This is a genomic window from Nostoc sp. NZL (assembly GCF_015714705.1).
GTDB classification, from domain to species: Bacteria; Cyanobacteriota; Cyanobacteriia; order Cyanobacteriales; family Nostocaceae; genus Nostoc; species Nostoc foliaceum_A.
On sequence record NZ_WBKL01000045.1, the window covers coordinates 42,468 to 57,629 of the forward strand.

Genomic DNA, 15,162 nt, shown 5'->3' on the forward strand with positions numbered 1-15,162 from the left:
GGCAGGGATTTAATCCCTATGTAGGGATTTCAATCGGGACTTGCATCTCCATAGAGATGAAAGTTATTCCCTGCTGATATACTTATCTTCCTGAGTATCAACTTTGATGCGTTCTCCTTGGGAAATAAACAAAGGAACCATCACAATTGCACCAGTTTCCAGAGTTGCTGGTTTTGAGCCACCTGTGGCAGTGTCACCTTTTAAACCTGGATCTGTTTGTACAATTTCCAGAACCACAGACTTAGGCAATTCTACTCCCAGCACTTGGTCGCCCCACTTAATAACTTCAGCTTCCATACCTTCCTTCAGGTATTTGACGCGATCGCCAATTTGTGCGCGGGTCAATCTGCCTTCTTCGTAGGTTTCCATATCCATAAAGACGAACTCATCGCCCTCTTTATAGGTATGCTGCATCGTGCTTTTTTCTAGCGTGGCTTGCGGCACTGTTTCCCCTGCTCGGAACGTTTTTTCCATCACGCTCCCACTCTGGACATTTTTTAACTTAGTTCGTACAAAGGCGGAACCTTTGCCTGGCTTGACGTGCAAGAATTCGAGCACTCGCCATACAGACCCATCTAATACAATGGAAACACCGGGTCGAAAGTCGTTACTGGAGATCATGAAACTTTCAAATTTTGGAAGACAATCGGCATTTATTGTACCCTTCTAGGGTCGTCATTGGGCATTTGTCATTAGTTAGTTGTCATTTGTCATTTGTCATTTGTTCACCTGGACTAGACCTCTGCTCCACTCATCACCTAACGTGGGAAGATTATTTATGGGTTACGTCCAGTCAACAATTTAATGCTGCATTTGAGTTATCCCATGCTTAACTTATTAAAATCCTGGCTGAAGAACAGCCTAATGGCAATACTGCTGGTAACAATATTTTTAGGCATAACTACAGCTGGGTGGACTCCCTCCAGTAGCGCCGCACTGCCAGCCGGCAATGCAATTACCGATGGCAAAGCTTTGTTGCGGTATGCACTCCCGATAGATAACAAACCTGTGCGGCAACTACAAGCCAGTTTAGAGGACATCTCTGCCCAACTTCGGGCAAATCGGCGCTGGGGTGCTATTTCCAAAGACATCAGCAAAGCATCCCGCATTCTCGATAAACCTTCCCAAATCTTAACAAGCGTTCCCGCAGAACGCCAACCCCAAGCCGAAGCTTGGATTAATGAGTTGAAATCTGGGGTGGGTAAATTGGAAGAATTGGCAAACAGCAAAGATAAAGAACAAATTCTGCAAGAGAGAGGCAAACTTCTGAATCTCGTAACTCAGTTAGAAGAGTCAATGGTGAAAGAATTTCCTTTTGAAGTGCCTACTGAGTACAGCAACCTGCCACAACTTAAAGGTCGTGCCACTGTAGAAATCAAAACCAACAAAGGCGATTTGACCCTCGTAGTAGATGGTTATAGTGCCCCTGTCACTGCTGGTAATTTTGTAGATTTGGTGCAGCGGGGTTTTTATAATGGCTTAGAATTTACCCGTTCTGAAGAATCTTACTTTCTGCAAACTGGAGATCCTGTCGGCAAAGACGTGGGTTTTATTGATCCAAAAACGGGTAAATATCGCGCTATTCCTTTAGAAGTCTTAGTTCAGGGTGATAAAGCACCGACATACGGCATTACACTAGAAGAAGCTGGTCGTTACATCGATATGCCAGTTTTGCCTTTCTCTGCTTTTGGAGCAGTGGTGATGGCTCGTCCCGAAAGTGAAGTGAATGGAGGTTCATCGCAATTCTTCTTCTTCCTCTTTGAACCAGAACTCACTCCCGCCGGACGCAACTTATTGGATGGTCGTTATGCCGTTTTTGGCTATCTCACCGAAGGCAGAGAAGTTTTAGATAAACTGAAGGCGGGTGACAAAATAGAATCGGCAACAGTCGTTCAGGGAATAGAAAATCTGATTGAGCCGCAAGCAGCATAAGAAGAGAGCAGGGGGAGAATAATTATTAACTCCTAACAGACGCGATTAATCGCGTCTCTCCTGACTCAGATTCCCGGCGGTGAACACTTGATCAACTGCAACCGCTAATTCTGGAAAAGTCCGTGATACAATTTGCTGGCTATCTGTAAAAACTGTTTCTTCGTAAAATCCATCTTCCAATAATAAAATCGAAATTTTCGTTTCAAGTGGGTCTACAACCCAATATTCAGGAACCTCTAACGCCGCATATTCAGATCGCTTATACCGATAGTCCCGTTTCACCGACTCTAGACTGACTACCTCCACAATTAGTAACGGAGGTGACTCAAATACTGCTGAGGCATTTAACAATTCTCTGGCCTGTTCCACTGTAACTACACACAAATCAGTCAACCTAGATTTATTTCTACCAGTCCTCACCCCACTTTCCCGAAAACTCAGCAAAGGTGAGCTACAACGTTTGATTTCTGCATCTAGTAATTGCTCAAGAAATTTGGCAATCAAGAAATGTTCAATAGTAGGCGGGTTCATTAGCTCCAGCTTGCCATCCACCAATTCATAATTGAAATCATTGCCATCATCATAGGTTAAGTACTCTTCAAAGGTGATGCTGGTTACTGGTGTACTGACCATCCCAACTGTCTCCTAAACGATACCCTTATCTTAAACAGTAGAGTAAATCATCAGTTTTCTTAGTAATTTTGCAACACGGAAAACCGATTGTGAACAGTGAGTTATCTTCTCAACAAGTAAAAGACATTGGTGAACAAGGTCTTTTAGAAAGATTACAGCGCTTTTGTCCTCCAGAAATTATCGGCGATGATGCAGCTGTAATTGTGACAGCACCAAAGCAATCTTTGGTGGTGACTACAGATGTGCTGATTGACGGCGTACATTTTAGCAATGTCACCACTTCCCCAGAAGATGCTGGTTGGCGAGCTGCTGCTGCCAATTTATCAGATTTAGCAGCAATGGGCGCTTCCCCATTGGGAATTACCGTTGGGTTGGGACTCCCCGGTGAAGTTAGAGTAAGTTGGGTTGAGCGATTGTACCAAGGAATGACAGAATGCCTGCAAAAATACAATACCTCAATTGTCGGGGGTGACGTTGTGCGATCGCCTGTAACTACTCTGGCAATTACTGCTTTTGGTCAAGTTAACCCTAACCAAATTATCCGCCGTTCTGCTGCTGTTGTAGGAGATGCAATCGTCGTTACAGGCGTTCATGGAGCCTCCCATGCTGGCTTAGAACTGCTCTTGCATCCCGAATTACAACTAAGCCTCAAAGATAAAGAAAAGACGGCTCTAATCCGCACACACCAGCGCCCACAACCACGATTAGATGTTTTGCCAATCCTCTGGAAAATCTTAACTCCTAACTCCCAATTCCCCGTTGCTGGTATGGATAGCAGCGATGGATTGGCAGATGCGATTATCCAAATTTGCCGCGCCAGTTGTGTTGGCGCTGTCTTAGAACGCAGACAAATTTCCTTGCCAGCAGCTTTTGACAATTGGCTGACACAAGAGCAAGCGTTGCAATATGCTCTGTATGGTGGCGAAGACTTTGAATTAGTGTTGTGCTTGCCACAAGAGTCAGCGTTAGCCTTAGTACAACATCTTGGTCAAGGTGCTGCGATCGTAGGCAAGATTACACCCGGATCAACAGTACTATTGCACGACGAACATAAAAAATTCCCTGACCAAGTTCTAAGTCTTAGCCAGGGATTTCAACACTTCAAGAGTTAGGAGTTAGAAGTTAGGAGTTATGAGTTTTAATTCCTCAGTGTTGACTCCTTATTCCTAATTCTTCACTCCTCACTCCTAACTTTTTAATTAAACCCACTTTGCAGCTACTAATTCTGCTAAATCCAAGACTCGTTGGCTGTAACCCCACTCATTGTCATACCACGCCATAACTTTTACTAAGTCATTACCCATAACCAAAGTCAAACTGGAATCGACAATCGAAGAAGCATCACTACCTTGATAATCGGAAGATACCAATTCTAGTTCGCTATAGTCCAAAATGCCTTTAAGTGGGCCTTCGGCAGCATCTTTGAGAGCTTGGTTAACTTCTTCAGTAATAGTACGCTTCTCAACCTGAACTACGAAATCTACCATTGAGACGTTCGGGGTTGGTACGCGTAAGGCAACGCCATTTAGCTTGCCTCTGAGGTCTGGGATAACCAGCGCCACTGCTTTTGCTGCACCAGTAGAGGTGGGTACAATGTTTATCGCTGCTGCCCTCGCCCGTCGCAAATCCCGGTGAGAAGCGTCTAGCAAACGCTGGTCACCTGTATAGCTATGGGTGGTGGTCATCGTGCCTTTGATGATGCCGAACTTATCATTCAACACCTTGGCGATTGGTGCCAAGCAGTTGGTAGTACAGCTAGCGTTACTGATAATGTGGTGTTTGTTGTGGTCATAGTCGTGATGATTCACACCAACCACAAAAGTACCATCCTCGTTTTTACCAGGAGCGGTAATCAGAACTTTCTTGGCTCCAGCATTTACGTGCTTGAGTGCTCCTTCTTTGCTAGTAAATACCCCGGTTGCTTCGATAATTAGGTCAATTCCCCAATCTTTCCAGGGCAAGTTTTCTGGGTTGCGATCGGATACGCACTTAATGGTCTTACCGTTAACGATGATAGAGTTATCATCGGCACTAATCTCAGCACCCTTGATCTTCCCTAGCATTGAGTCATACTTGAGCAGGTGAGCATTGGTTCTAGGGTCTGAAGTGTCATTAATAGCGACAAGATCGATTTGACTGTTCTCTCTACCCACCCAGCAACGCGCAAAGTTACGTCCAATCCGCCCGAAACCGTTGATTGCAACTCTAATCACAGTGTCTTGCCCTCTGTATTTATGCTTATATGTTGATATCGTTGACCCCAATCATATCGCAAAGGGGGGGGGCACTTTTAACCATAAAGTGTTAGATCAATAAAAAAACACATAATTTATTCAGATTTGTGGGAGTAGAGATTGTTGTTAGTGATATATGATCTAACCGATTCCGGGACTAAATAACGAATTGACTGGCCTTCACGGCAAAATTTGCGAATTAGACTTGACGAAACTCCTACTAAAGGTATATTCAAGAGTTGCCAGTGAATGGTATGTGACTGCTCCTTAAGTTGTTGCTCCACTTGCTTGCAGATTAATTTGCTTTGAGTTATAGTCTCACCACCTAGCAGTCGGGGTGCGATTAACCAATCACACATTTGTGCTAGTTCGTGTCCACGGTACCAACGGGGTAGGGTTTGGAAAGTATCCAAGCCCACAATCCAGTACCAGTGAGTATTTGGGTAAGAAGCAGATAAGTCTATCAGGGTGTTAATGCCATAGGAAGTCCCAGAGCGATTTGCCTCCACTAGTGAGACAGTAAACCCTGGGTTATCTTTTATGGCTAATTGCAGCATTCCCACACGATGCTCAAACAAAGTTGCTTCTTTGTGAGGAAGATTTAGGGATGGCACCCAAATTACCTTTTCAAGAGATACTTCTTGCATTGCTGTCTCGGCTACAAGCAGGTGTCCCAAATGAATTGGATCAAATGTGCCACCAAAAATTGCTAGTTGCTGCATCCAGTTGTGCGTGGGTTTTATGCAATTGAAAAATAGTTTCATTACCAATGTACTATTGTAGTCAATTCATGCCTATACTTGATGCAATTTAAAATCAGTTTCACTAAACAATGTATTATGTAGCCAATTCCAGTAAGGTAGCCAAAAATATGTATTTGACATTACAAGAATTTCTTTCCCGATGTTGCAAAAATTTTCAGAATAATCTTAACAACAGTTCAGAAATAGCAAAAACCTCTAACCAAGGTAAAATCATTCTGAACAAGGAAAACCAGAGCAGAAACATCTTTTGGGCATTAAACATGAACATGATATAGGAGCAGTTACGGTAAAAATCAAATTCCTGTTATGATACGCGTGTCATTTGTGATTATGGTGTGGTGTGGTGTAAGAGGAGCAATAAATGAGTAATTCTGTAGATTTTAGTGGTAGACCATTTCATTTCATTGGCATCGGTGGTATAGGTATGTCTGCTCTGGCATACGTTCTCGCCAAGCGTCAATTTCCAGTATCAGGTTCGGATCTTCGTCCTAACCACATTACGCACAAGTTGGAATCTATCGGTGCTCATATTTTTGGTAGACAAGAGGCAAGCAATCTCGAATTCTTTCGCCCTCAGGTATTGGCGAATGCAGTAGTATTAAATTCACAAGAAGAATTATCTACTGTTACTAACTCAAAACTGCCTCAAGTCATTTGTTCAACAGCAATTAACACGAATAATTTAGAATACAAAGCAGCCTTGGAATTAGGTTGCCCAATTCTACATCGTTCAGATGTACTAGCAGCTTTAATTGCCGATTATCACAGTATTGCAGTGGCAGGAACACACGGCAAAACTACAACCAGTAGCATGATTGGCTATATGCTTCTGGAAGCAGGTCTAGACCCAACTATTTTAGTAGGTGGCGAAGTCAATGCTTGGGAAGGTAATGCTCGATTGGGACAAAGCCAATATTTGGTAGCCGAAGCAGATGAATCTGATGGTTCCTTGGTAAAACACGCTCCAGAGATTGGCATCATCACCAATATTGAACTCGATCATCCTGACCATTACGATACATTAGAAGAAGTCATTGATATCTTCCAGACATTTGCTAAGGGTTGTAAAACGTTAATAGGTAGCATTGACTGTGCTACAGTGCGCGATCGCTTGAAACCCACAATCAGCTACAGCTTACACTCAGATACCGACGCTGACTACACCGTTACTAATATCGATTATCGTGCTGATGGCACTACGGCTCTAGTTTGGGAAAGAGGCAAAGCTTTGGGCGTGTTGAAGTTGCGCCTGCTAAGTCGGCACAATCTCAGCAATGCTCTAGCAGCAGTGGCTGTTGGTCGCGCCTTGGGTTTAGAATTTGGAGAAATTGCCAAAGGTATCGCCACCTTTGAAGGAGCAAGACGCCGCTTTGAGTTCCGGGGTGAAGTCGATGGTATTACCTTCATAGATGACTATGCTCATCATCCCAGCGAGATTCGGGCTACTCTCGCCGCAGCACGTTTACAAGCAAGACCAGGGCAAAGAGTTGTTGCCATCTTCCAACCCCATCGCTATAGCCGTACACTGACCTTTTTAGAAGAATTTGCCGAGTCGTTTACCCATGCTGATTTGGTTGTGCTGACTGATATTTACAGTGCTGGTGAACCCAATTTAGGGCAAATTAGTGGTGAAGATCTGGCGGCGGAAATTGCTAAACAGCATTCGCAGGTAGTTTATCAACCAACTTTACCCTCAGTGTGTGAGTTCTTGCTGCAAACACTACGCCCAGGAGACTTGGCGCTGTTTTTAGGGGCTGGGAACTTGAATCAGGTAATTCCTGAAATAATTACGGCACTTTGTGAGCCTGCTAAAGCCACATCTTAAGTAGAAGCTTTGCGAGGTTTTATTTCTGAGCAAAGCGCTCGTCTAACAAAGGTTCCATAGGTTAACTCTATTACCGTATCTTTTCGGTAAATAAATGTAAAAATTTTACCTAAACAAAGTAAAAATGACCATTTCCCAGGCAGCTGGAAACGTCTGCACAGTTTCTGCTTTGAATACAAAGAAACACCAAACGGCTAATTCGGTGGACAGTGAAGTAATTTACTTACCCAGTACTGATTGTGCAATTAAGTCCCAGGCTTCCTTGTCAGCGTTCACTTCCTATAGAGTTGGGGGAGCAGCTGATTTGTACGTTGCCCCCCGAAACTTAGAAGCACTGCAAGCAAGTCTTAAATACGCGAAAGAACGTGATTTAAAGGTGACAACACTGGGAGCAGGTTCTAACTTGCTAGTGAGCGATGGCGGTATATCAGGTTTAGTCATTGCTACTCGTCATCTCCGCTTCAGCAACTTTGACCCAAATACAGGTCAATTAACCGTTGCTGCTGGAGAATCAATTCCTAGCTTGGCATGGGCAGCAGCAGAATTAGGGTGGCAAGGATTGGAGTGGGCTGTTGGTATCCCTGGAACAGCCGGAGGTGCCGTGGTGATGAATGCAGGGGCACATAATAGCTGTATTGCAGATATGTTAGTTAGCGCCCAGGTACTTTCACCCGATGGTACACTGGAAACTCTTACCCCTGAACAGTTAGGTTATAGTTACCGGACTTCATTATTGCAAGGTGGCGATCGCATAGTTACCCAAGCCACCTTACAACTTGCGCCAGGTGCAGACCCAGCAAAAGTTGTGGCAATCACCAAAGAACACAAAAAGCATCGGTTGAGCACCCAACCATACAATTTCCCAAGTTGTGGCAGTGTATTCCGCAATCCCAAACCTTACAGTGCTGGCTGGTTAATTGAACAAACTGGTCTGAAAGGTTACCAAATTGGTGGAGCACAAGTAGCACTGCTCCATGCTAATTTTATCGTTAACCGTGGTGGGGCAAAAGCTAGTGATATCTTCTGTCTCATTCGCCACATCCAACATCAAGTACAAGAACGTTGGTCTATTAATTTAGAGCCAGAAGTCAAAATGCTCGGAGAGTTTCAAGGTGCTTGTTGAAACTTTTAATTCAGGGAATGAGGAAATGGGGAATTGGGGAAGAAACTTTATACCTTATTCCCTACTCCCTACTCCTTATTCCCTATTCCGTATTCAAGAATGCATTAATTATTGGTAAAAAAAGAGGCAAATTACTTACCGCATCTATAATTGAATTTGATTTGTTATTCAACGCACAAGCGTACAAATAATTATGACAGGAAAAGGACAGGGATTCGGCTTTGGCTTAGGAAAAATGAAGGAACTGGCCGAAGCTTTTAAGAAAGCACAGCAAGTTCAAGAAGGCGCAAAGAGACTCCAAGAAGAATTGGAGCAAATGGAGATTCTAGGAGAATCTGGCGGTGGTCTGGTGAAGGTAATTGTCAGTGGTAACCAAGAACCCAAGCGGGTAGAAATTTCTCCAGATGCTCTGGGGGAAGGTGCGGAAGTACTTTCTGATCTCGTGACAGTGGCAATGAAAGAAGCCTATAACAAGTCCACAGCAACAATGCGCGAACGTATGGAAGAATTGACCAGTGGACTGGAACTTCCTGGATTTTAGTCAAGAGTCATTGGTCATTGGTCAAATGACAAATGACTCTTGACAAAGGACAAAAAATATCTATGGCTTACAAGTTGCTGTTTGTCTGCTTAGGTAATATCTGCCGATCGCCATCGGCAGAAAACATCATGCATCATCTAATTGAGCAGGCTGGTCTGAGCGATCGCATCCTCTGTGACTCTGCTGGTACATCTAGTTATCACGTTGGTAGCCCACCTGACAGACGCATGAGTGCTGCGGCTGCTACAAAGTTGGGAATTAAGCTGCGTGGTCGAGCACGCCAGTTTCAAAAGTTAGACTTTCAAGACTTTGATTTGATCTTAGCGATGGATCAAGAAAATTATGAGAACATCCTCACTCTTGATCAAACTAAGCAGTATCAGCATAAAGTGCGTTTGATATGCGAGTTTTGCTCTCGACATACGCTGAAGGAAGTTCCAGATCCCTATTACGGTGGTCAAGAGGGATTTAATCGGGTTATTGATTTACTGATCGATGCTTGTGAAGGTCTGCTTACATACGTTAATAGCCAACAATCGATAATTTAAAGTTATGAGTGAGGAGTTAGAAGTTAAGAGTTACCTCTTTTCTTGTTAACTCCTCACTCATAACTTTTTTATTCCACCAAACCATGCTTCATTGCAAAACGCACTAATTCCGCTCGGTTGCTGGTTGAAGTTTTTCTCAATAAACTACTAACGTACTTTTCCACTGTTCGAGGACTCAGGTGTAGCTGATGACCCATTTCAGCATTAGACAGACCATGAGTTAATAACTCTAGAACTTCCTGTTCTCTATGAGTCAGCGATGAGTGCAGATGGGATTTCTGAATTTGAGTGGACAGAGAATTATGGGCATCCCCCGCTTTTGTCGAGGCGGAAATGCCCAAACTCTCTTTATGAGAAAAGCGATATTCTGATTGAATAATTTGCGATCGCTCCAAAAGATTGCGGATTGCTGCTGCTAACTCTTCCAGTTCAAAAGGCTTGGGTAAATATAAATCACACCCTGATTGGTAGCCCAGAATTCTTTCCTGAGTTTTAGTTCGGGCGGTTAATAAAATTACAGGCAATAACCGAAACACTGGTTGTTGACGCACCCGACGCACTAGTTCGTAGCCATTCATCTGCGGCATCACGATATCCGTAACAATCAAATCCGGATGATACTCATCCACCATGACCAAAGCCTCTTGACCGTCATTAGCCGTGATCACCGAGTAGCCAGACAGTTCAAGATAGTCACTAACAGACAGACGAGTGCCCAAATCATCATCCACTACAAGGATCGTCAAGGGCATGGACAATACACCCCTAGCATTTTTTTTACCCAGAAATTTGCTTCTACGCGCTTCATCAGTGAACACAGGCAAAAATAGTGTTCTTATGTTTCATCCTATGACAGGATTACCAGCTAATGACTGCCTACAGGGTTGATTTATAAAGAAAATCTTAAAACTTTAGGAAGGGTTAACGAAGTTTAACTCTCCTTTGAGTCGCTCTGTTTGGGAGGCATAGAGAGCTTTGTAATTTGTAACAACTCATCAATAAGCCAGAGTAAATACTCATTATAGTGTAAATTAATATTAAATTAATCAATAATTTCCCAAAAGCTAAGTAAGGATAAATATCTTTTGTTTTTTATCCTTTGTAATTAATCCTTAGCCAATCACTAATGATTATTGGTATCATACCAATTCTTTGTGAAACTACACAAAATCAGGCTTAGTCAGACTTGGTGCTTGAGCAACTGGTTCTATCGAACCTCACAGGTAATCTCGGTATCAGATAACTTAAAAGTTGCCAGAAAACTCTTAATTATGAACTTAGAAAAGCTAAATTAGTGATATACAGTTCAGCATTTATAGCGGTTCTAAGATCCACCCTATAATTCACAAGCCAATCCAAATAATTTTTTAGGTACATTTAAAGCACACAAAATTATCAATGAGCGACAAGAACGAAGGTTACAAAGTTATTAGCGACAATCGTCAAGCCCGTTATTTGTATGAAATTCTGGAAACTTACGAAGCTGGAATTGAATTGACAGGAACCGAGGTTAAGTCGATTCGTGCAGGTAAAGTCAATCTCCAAGATGGCTATGCTTTGCTTCGCAATGGTGAAGCATGGTTGATCAATGTGCATATCTCACCTTACAACGCTAGTGGACAATATTTTAATCATGAACCACGGCGTACACGCAAGCTGCTGTTGCATCGCAAAGAACTCCGCAAGCTAATTGGCACAGTAGAACAGCAGGGTTTAACTTTAATCCCTTTGAAAATGTATCTCAAACGAGGTTGGGTAAAAGTGAGTATAGCCCTTGGCAAAGGTAAAAAGCTCCACGATAAGCGAGAAGACCTGAAACGACGCCAAGACCAGCGTGACATTCAACGGGCAATGAAAAACTATTAAGCATCAGTATCGCCGAACTACCACACCAGAGTGAGAAACGGATTGGGGTAAAAAGTATGTTGTATATCCACAGCGTGAGTTATGAAAATGCCCAGTTTATAGCCGCAGATTGATTTTGTTAGGGTTGGGAATCGATACAGTGGTGAGTAACTTCGGATGGCATAAGGAATTGTCACAACTTATGAAAAGTAATTTCATTACAGCTGTTGGTGCTGGCGTTCTTACCTTGAGTATGGGAATTTTACCCTTAACTCTATCCGCACAAGCTCAGACGACAACTGACCCCGGAGTAAATACTACTCCAAGAACGACCACTTACGATAATCGCGACGGTTTTGATTGGGGTTGGCTAGGATTAATTGGTCTATTAGGTCTAGCTGGTTTGGCTGGCAAAAAGCGTGACGATGAACCGACCCGTTATCGTGACCCTAATGCTCCAGGAGCCACTACCTACAGGGACTAGACAATTCAATATTTAAAAGTTGTCAGTTGTTGAGTAGAAAAACAACTGACAATTTACTCATGTTAGTTTACTGTTGGTTCTGAGTTAGATGAATTTGTTTGGTTTTGAGCTAAAGGTGTCCAGTAGCTGGCAATTAAGGCAACAATGAGCCACCAGAGGGTATTAACCTCAGGACGATACCAGACAGTATCTACAGTGCCGTGAGCTAGCATACCCAACAAAATAGCGATCGCTCCAATTAACCAAAATCCCTCTACACTTCTGAATTGTCGCAGTCGTCGCACTTGTAGAAATGCCGTATTAAATGTGACAATTATTAACCAGAGAAAGCAGGCTAAACCAACAAAGCCAGTTTCTACAGTCACTTCAAAGAAAATCGAATAAGCACTCAAAGCAGTGAAACGAGGGCGTTGGTAGAGGGGATAAACTTTATTAAAAGAGTTGTGACCAGGACCAATGCCGAAAATCGGGCGATCGCGAATCATCTCAAAGACAGCATCCCAAACATTTAGGCGAAAATTATTACTGCTATCTTTACGATCAGCAAAAATACTGAAGACTCGCTGGTTGAATGCTGGTATAAATATTACCGCTAGCACTAATACCCCGATCAAACCTCCCAAGACAATCGGTAGCGACCAAGTACGCCAAAAACGAGGCATTTCCACGCTTTTCCAATAAACGAGCAATGCCATCACAGCCAAAACTGCCACCACCAGTCCAATCCAACCGCCACGGCTAAAAGTGAGGATCAGGCAAGCAGTATTGACAAGTAGCATTGTTAATGCTAGAGCTTTTTTGAGCCAGCTTTGCCATGCAAAAATTGCCACTAAGCTAAAAATTACTGCTGGTAGGAGATATCCAGCCAATAAGTTGGGATTACCTAAATAACTGTAGACTCTGGTAGTTTTAGACAGAGGAGATTCTGGGTCAACCCAAGTTGCCAGGGCTGTGGCTCCAAAAAACCATTGCCGCAACCCATATACACTGACAATTAACGATATGTGCAGGTAAACGATGATAATCCAAGACCGGAGGCGAGGCGACCTTAGTACCCTGGCACAAAGGGCAAATAGTAGCAAATACAAGGTCAACGTTGCCAAGTCGTTAAGCGCCGCCTTTTTTACTGGTGATAATGCTGTTGCTACTGCGGCAATTCCCCAGTACAGCAATACCAGTAGGTGAATGGGAGTGACTGAAGAGACATTTGTTGGTGTTGCTTCATCAGATAAAGTCAACAACAGCCAAAATCCTACACAAGCCACCAGCAACAAGCCCACCAATGTACTCGAAGCAAAAGGTGCAAGCGCATATACTAAGCTGAGTAAAGCAGCTGCGATCGCATCTCCCCACTGAATCAAGACGCTGGTTTGCCGCCAAGAACTTAACAATCCCACCAGAAAACGGTGTACGTAACTGGTAGCAAGATATTCTTTGACAGATAAAGATGATAAAGTAAATCGTTGCCAGACTAAATTCATAAAAAACATTGCGATCAATTAGCCTGCCGACGCAGAACTTGGAATTGATCATAATGCGTATGGCTATAAAAAGGTAATAATGTAGATTGCAATTTAGTGATGATGCTCTTACTCATAGCCATCAGCCACCACCTGTAATCTAAAGCACTTCAATTAATACTAAGTGAAGACAGCCGTTGATCAACCCTTCACGTACTTAGTACATAACAAAGCATGAATCTGTATTTCCCTATCCTCTATCACCTGTAATCTGTTCCCTACTAACTCTAATCAGACATCGCCAATTGCTTGTGAGGGAGTCGCCAGTTGCAGTGGTAAAGAAAGCACATAACGATATCCTGATTCTGGTGAACCTTGAATTAAAATGTGTCCACTATGCAACTCTGCCAGTTGGCAACTTAGCAATAGACCTAAGCTTTCACGAGAAATACTTCCATGTGATTTAGCTAAATTTATACCTGAACTAGCAGCAAAGAAATTTGAGTGATTCTCACTCAAATTTTGGGAATTATCCACTGCTACTGATGAAATATCTCGTTGCTCCTGGCTTTCTGTGTAAGTATTATAAGTTGCTACCTCACCTGTCAGCTCCAGCAGCGACAAAGAATTGAGACGGAAGTAGGGATCAACCTCAGTGATGCCGTCCCCCAGCCAAGGATGGGAAACCCAAATAGTAATGTTGAGCGTATCTTCCTTGTAAGAGACATGAATACGAACAATGCTACCTGTAGCCGACAGTTGAATCACACTGAAAACTAGGTGATAGAGGATTTGCCGCACCTTGTCTTTATCTAAAGGCCAAATGCGATTGCGTCCCGGTTCAATAGAGAGGCGAATATCTTGCTCGCGGCGATTAGCCGCTTCTTCTAGGGTATTGATGGCTTGTTGACAGAGCATTTCAATATCCACAGGAGCTATATTCAGCACAGTTGAGTTTTCATCCATAGCTCCTAGTTCGGTAATTTCGTTTACTAGGGAAAGTAAGTACCGACCACTGTGTTGGATAATTTCCAAATATTCTCTCTGCTTAGTCGTCAAAGGCCCATAAATCTCACGTCCTAAAACACTAGCCATACCGAGTACAGATGTTAAGGGCGTGCGTAGTTCCTGAGTTAGCTGATCCAAAAGTTCCAGTTTCAGTTGCTTGGTAGAAACAGAGTCGCTATCTTTAGTGGCTGGGGTGATTTTAATCTCTGTGTTACGTTCGTCATTGAGTGAAAATATAGGAGCGCTCTTGGGAGTGCTTGATTCGAGTTTCCCTTGCAGGAGTCGGTTACGCTCAAATTCACTCATGCTCCAACGAGCTATAATTTGTAAAAACTCAATGTCTCGGTTTGTAAAATTGCGCGGTACTAAATCCATCACCGCCAATGCACCCAAACAATGTCCCTCAGCATCAATCAGTGGCGCTCCTAAGTAAGCACGAATACCATAATCCTGCACCAATTTGCTACTAGCAAGTACTGGGTCTGTAAGTTTATGCGTATCATTAATTACTGGAGTTTAGACTAAAAGCGATAGGAGAGAACGCAAATCAAAAGAAATTAGAGGTTAAAAATATTATCTTGTCAGCCTTAAAGCATCCTGACCTTTAACAATTATTGTGTAGTATACCTATTCAGAAAACAATACAATAATGATAATCATAAAAAGGGTGGGAGAGAAACGAGCGTCGCTCGTTTCTCTCCCACCTCCCCCTATTCGATTATCATTATCAAATAGAGATTAGATGGGGAATGATCAAGAAAAAAA

Annotated in this window: 14 protein-coding genes and 1 pseudogene; 8 read left to right on the plus strand and 7 right to left on the minus strand. The window is 43.0% G+C overall.

What is annotated here, in order from left to right; translation table 11 throughout:
* Positions 1-63: 63 nt before the first annotated feature.
* Positions 64-621 carry an elongation factor P gene (gene efp / locus F8R90_RS06405; RefSeq protein WP_114083704.1) on the minus strand — a complete coding sequence of 186 codons (558 nt, stop codon included), beginning with the start codon at positions 619-621 and terminating at the stop codon, positions 64-66.
* Between the two features lie 204 nt (positions 622-825).
* Here efp and F8R90_RS06410 point away from each other — a divergent pair, with 204 nt between their 5' ends.
* A complete protein-coding gene (locus F8R90_RS06410; RefSeq protein WP_196510057.1) occupies positions 826-1,932 on the plus strand; it encodes a peptidylprolyl isomerase in 1,107 nt (368 codons plus the stop codon).
* 45 nt (positions 1,933-1,977) lie between these two features.
* On the opposite strand, the gene F8R90_RS06415 is transcribed toward F8R90_RS06410, so the two are convergent.
* Positions 1,978-2,565 carry a Uma2 family endonuclease gene (locus F8R90_RS06415; protein ID WP_196510058.1) on the minus strand — a complete coding sequence of 196 codons (588 nt, stop codon included), beginning with the start codon at positions 2,563-2,565 and terminating at the stop codon, positions 1,978-1,980.
* A gap of 89 nt (positions 2,566-2,654) precedes the next feature.
* On the opposite strand from F8R90_RS06415, the gene thiL reads away from it, so the two are divergent.
* Positions 2,655-3,677 (plus strand): thiamine-phosphate kinase, encoded by a 1,023-nt coding sequence (gene thiL / locus F8R90_RS06420; RefSeq protein WP_196510059.1) that lies wholly within the window; start codon positions 2,655-2,657, stop codon positions 3,675-3,677.
* Between the two features lie 87 nt (positions 3,678-3,764).
* Here thiL and F8R90_RS06425 read toward each other — a convergent pair whose 3' ends face one another.
* Both F8R90_RS06425 and nadD read right to left on the minus strand, forming a co-directional pair.
* Positions 3,765-4,778 (minus strand): type I glyceraldehyde-3-phosphate dehydrogenase, encoded by a 1,014-nt coding sequence (locus F8R90_RS06425; RefSeq protein ID WP_190893793.1) that lies wholly within the window; start codon positions 4,776-4,778, stop codon positions 3,765-3,767.
* Positions 4,779-4,894: 116 nt separating this feature from the next.
* A complete protein-coding gene (gene nadD, locus F8R90_RS06430; protein WP_196510060.1) occupies positions 4,895-5,521 on the minus strand; it encodes a nicotinate (nicotinamide) nucleotide adenylyltransferase in 627 nt (208 codons plus the stop codon).
* A 403-nt stretch (positions 5,522-5,924) separates the two neighbouring features.
* Here nadD and murC point away from each other — a divergent pair, with 403 nt between their 5' ends.
* The 4 genes from murC (at position 5,925) to F8R90_RS06450 (ending at position 9,600) form a co-directional block, all read left to right on the plus strand.
* The gene (gene murC / locus F8R90_RS06435; RefSeq protein ID WP_190893795.1) at positions 5,925-7,388 is read left to right on the plus strand and encodes a UDP-N-acetylmuramate--L-alanine ligase; all 1,464 of its coding nucleotides are present in this window, start codon (positions 5,925-5,927) and stop codon (positions 7,386-7,388) included.
* A gap of 124 nt (positions 7,389-7,512) precedes the next feature.
* On the plus strand, positions 7,513-8,511 hold the full coding sequence (gene murB, locus F8R90_RS06440) for a UDP-N-acetylmuramate dehydrogenase (RefSeq protein ID WP_196510061.1): 999 nt from the start codon (positions 7,513-7,515) through the stop codon (positions 8,509-8,511).
* Positions 8,512-8,704: 193 nt separating this feature from the next.
* Positions 8,705-9,052, plus strand: coding sequence for a YbaB/EbfC family nucleoid-associated protein (locus F8R90_RS06445; RefSeq protein ID WP_069070420.1), 348 nt, complete (start codon positions 8,705-8,707; stop codon positions 9,050-9,052).
* A gap of 62 nt (positions 9,053-9,114) precedes the next feature.
* Positions 9,115-9,600: a low molecular weight protein-tyrosine-phosphatase gene (locus tag F8R90_RS06450; RefSeq protein ID WP_190893797.1), complete on the plus strand. Its 486-nt coding sequence runs from the start codon at positions 9,115-9,117 to the stop codon at positions 9,598-9,600.
* A gap of 68 nt (positions 9,601-9,668) precedes the next feature.
* Here F8R90_RS06450 and F8R90_RS06455 read toward each other — a convergent pair whose 3' ends face one another.
* Positions 9,669-10,352 (minus strand): response regulator transcription factor, encoded by a 684-nt coding sequence (locus F8R90_RS06455; RefSeq protein ID WP_190893798.1) that lies wholly within the window; start codon positions 10,350-10,352, stop codon positions 9,669-9,671.
* Between the two features lie 646 nt (positions 10,353-10,998).
* Between F8R90_RS06455 and smpB the strand changes: the two genes are divergently transcribed.
* On the plus strand, positions 10,999-11,466 hold the full coding sequence (gene smpB, locus F8R90_RS06460) for an SsrA-binding protein SmpB (protein ID WP_190893799.1): 468 nt from the start codon (positions 10,999-11,001) through the stop codon (positions 11,464-11,466).
* 181 nt (positions 11,467-11,647) lie between these two features.
* Entirely contained in the window at positions 11,648-11,929 is a 282-nt protein-coding gene (locus tag F8R90_RS06465; protein WP_196510062.1) for a WGxxGxxG family protein, read from the plus strand.
* A gap of 62 nt (positions 11,930-11,991) precedes the next feature.
* Here F8R90_RS06465 and F8R90_RS06470 read toward each other — a convergent pair whose 3' ends face one another.
* Positions 11,992-13,410: an IctB family putative bicarbonate transporter gene (locus tag F8R90_RS06470; protein ID WP_190893801.1), complete on the minus strand. Its 1,419-nt coding sequence runs from the start codon at positions 13,408-13,410 to the stop codon at positions 11,992-11,994.
* A 270-nt stretch (positions 13,411-13,680) separates the two neighbouring features.
* A pseudogene (locus F8R90_RS06475) lies at positions 13,681-14,907 on the minus strand (histidine kinase dimerization/phospho-acceptor domain-containing protein); the annotation flags it as partial.
* Between the last annotated feature and the right edge of the window lie 255 nt (positions 14,908-15,162).

What these genes read in the sequence shown, in the direction of transcription:
- F8R90_RS06410 (WP_196510057.1), top strand. Translation starts at nt 826, where the DNA reads ATGCTTAACTTATTAAAATCCTGGCTGAAGAACAGCCTAATGGCAATA.
- F8R90_RS06455 (WP_190893798.1), bottom strand. Translation starts at nt 10,352, where the DNA reads ATGCCCTTGACGATCCTTGTAGTGGATGATGATTTGGGCACTCGTCTG.
- murC (WP_190893795.1), top strand. Translation starts at nt 5,925, where the DNA reads ATGAGTAATTCTGTAGATTTTAGTGGTAGACCATTTCATTTCATTGGC.
- F8R90_RS06470 (WP_190893801.1), bottom strand. Translation starts at nt 13,410, where the DNA reads ATGAATTTAGTCTGGCAACGATTTACTTTATCATCTTTATCTGTCAAA.
- nadD (WP_196510060.1), bottom strand. Translation starts at nt 5,521, where the DNA reads ATGCAGCAACTAGCAATTTTTGGTGGCACATTTGATCCAATTCATTTG.
- F8R90_RS06450 (WP_190893797.1), top strand. Translation starts at nt 9,115, where the DNA reads ATGGCTTACAAGTTGCTGTTTGTCTGCTTAGGTAATATCTGCCGATCG.
- F8R90_RS06415 (WP_196510058.1), bottom strand. Translation starts at nt 2,565, where the DNA reads ATGGTCAGTACACCAGTAACCAGCATCACCTTTGAAGAGTACTTAACC.
- efp (WP_114083704.1), bottom strand. Translation starts at nt 621, where the DNA reads ATGATCTCCAGTAACGACTTTCGACCCGGTGTTTCCATTGTATTAGAT.
- F8R90_RS06445 (WP_069070420.1), top strand. Translation starts at nt 8,705, where the DNA reads ATGACAGGAAAAGGACAGGGATTCGGCTTTGGCTTAGGAAAAATGAAG.
- smpB (WP_190893799.1), top strand. Translation starts at nt 10,999, where the DNA reads ATGAGCGACAAGAACGAAGGTTACAAAGTTATTAGCGACAATCGTCAA.
- F8R90_RS06465 (WP_196510062.1), top strand. Translation starts at nt 11,648, where the DNA reads ATGAAAAGTAATTTCATTACAGCTGTTGGTGCTGGCGTTCTTACCTTG.
- murB (WP_196510061.1), top strand. Translation starts at nt 7,513, where the DNA reads ATGACCATTTCCCAGGCAGCTGGAAACGTCTGCACAGTTTCTGCTTTG.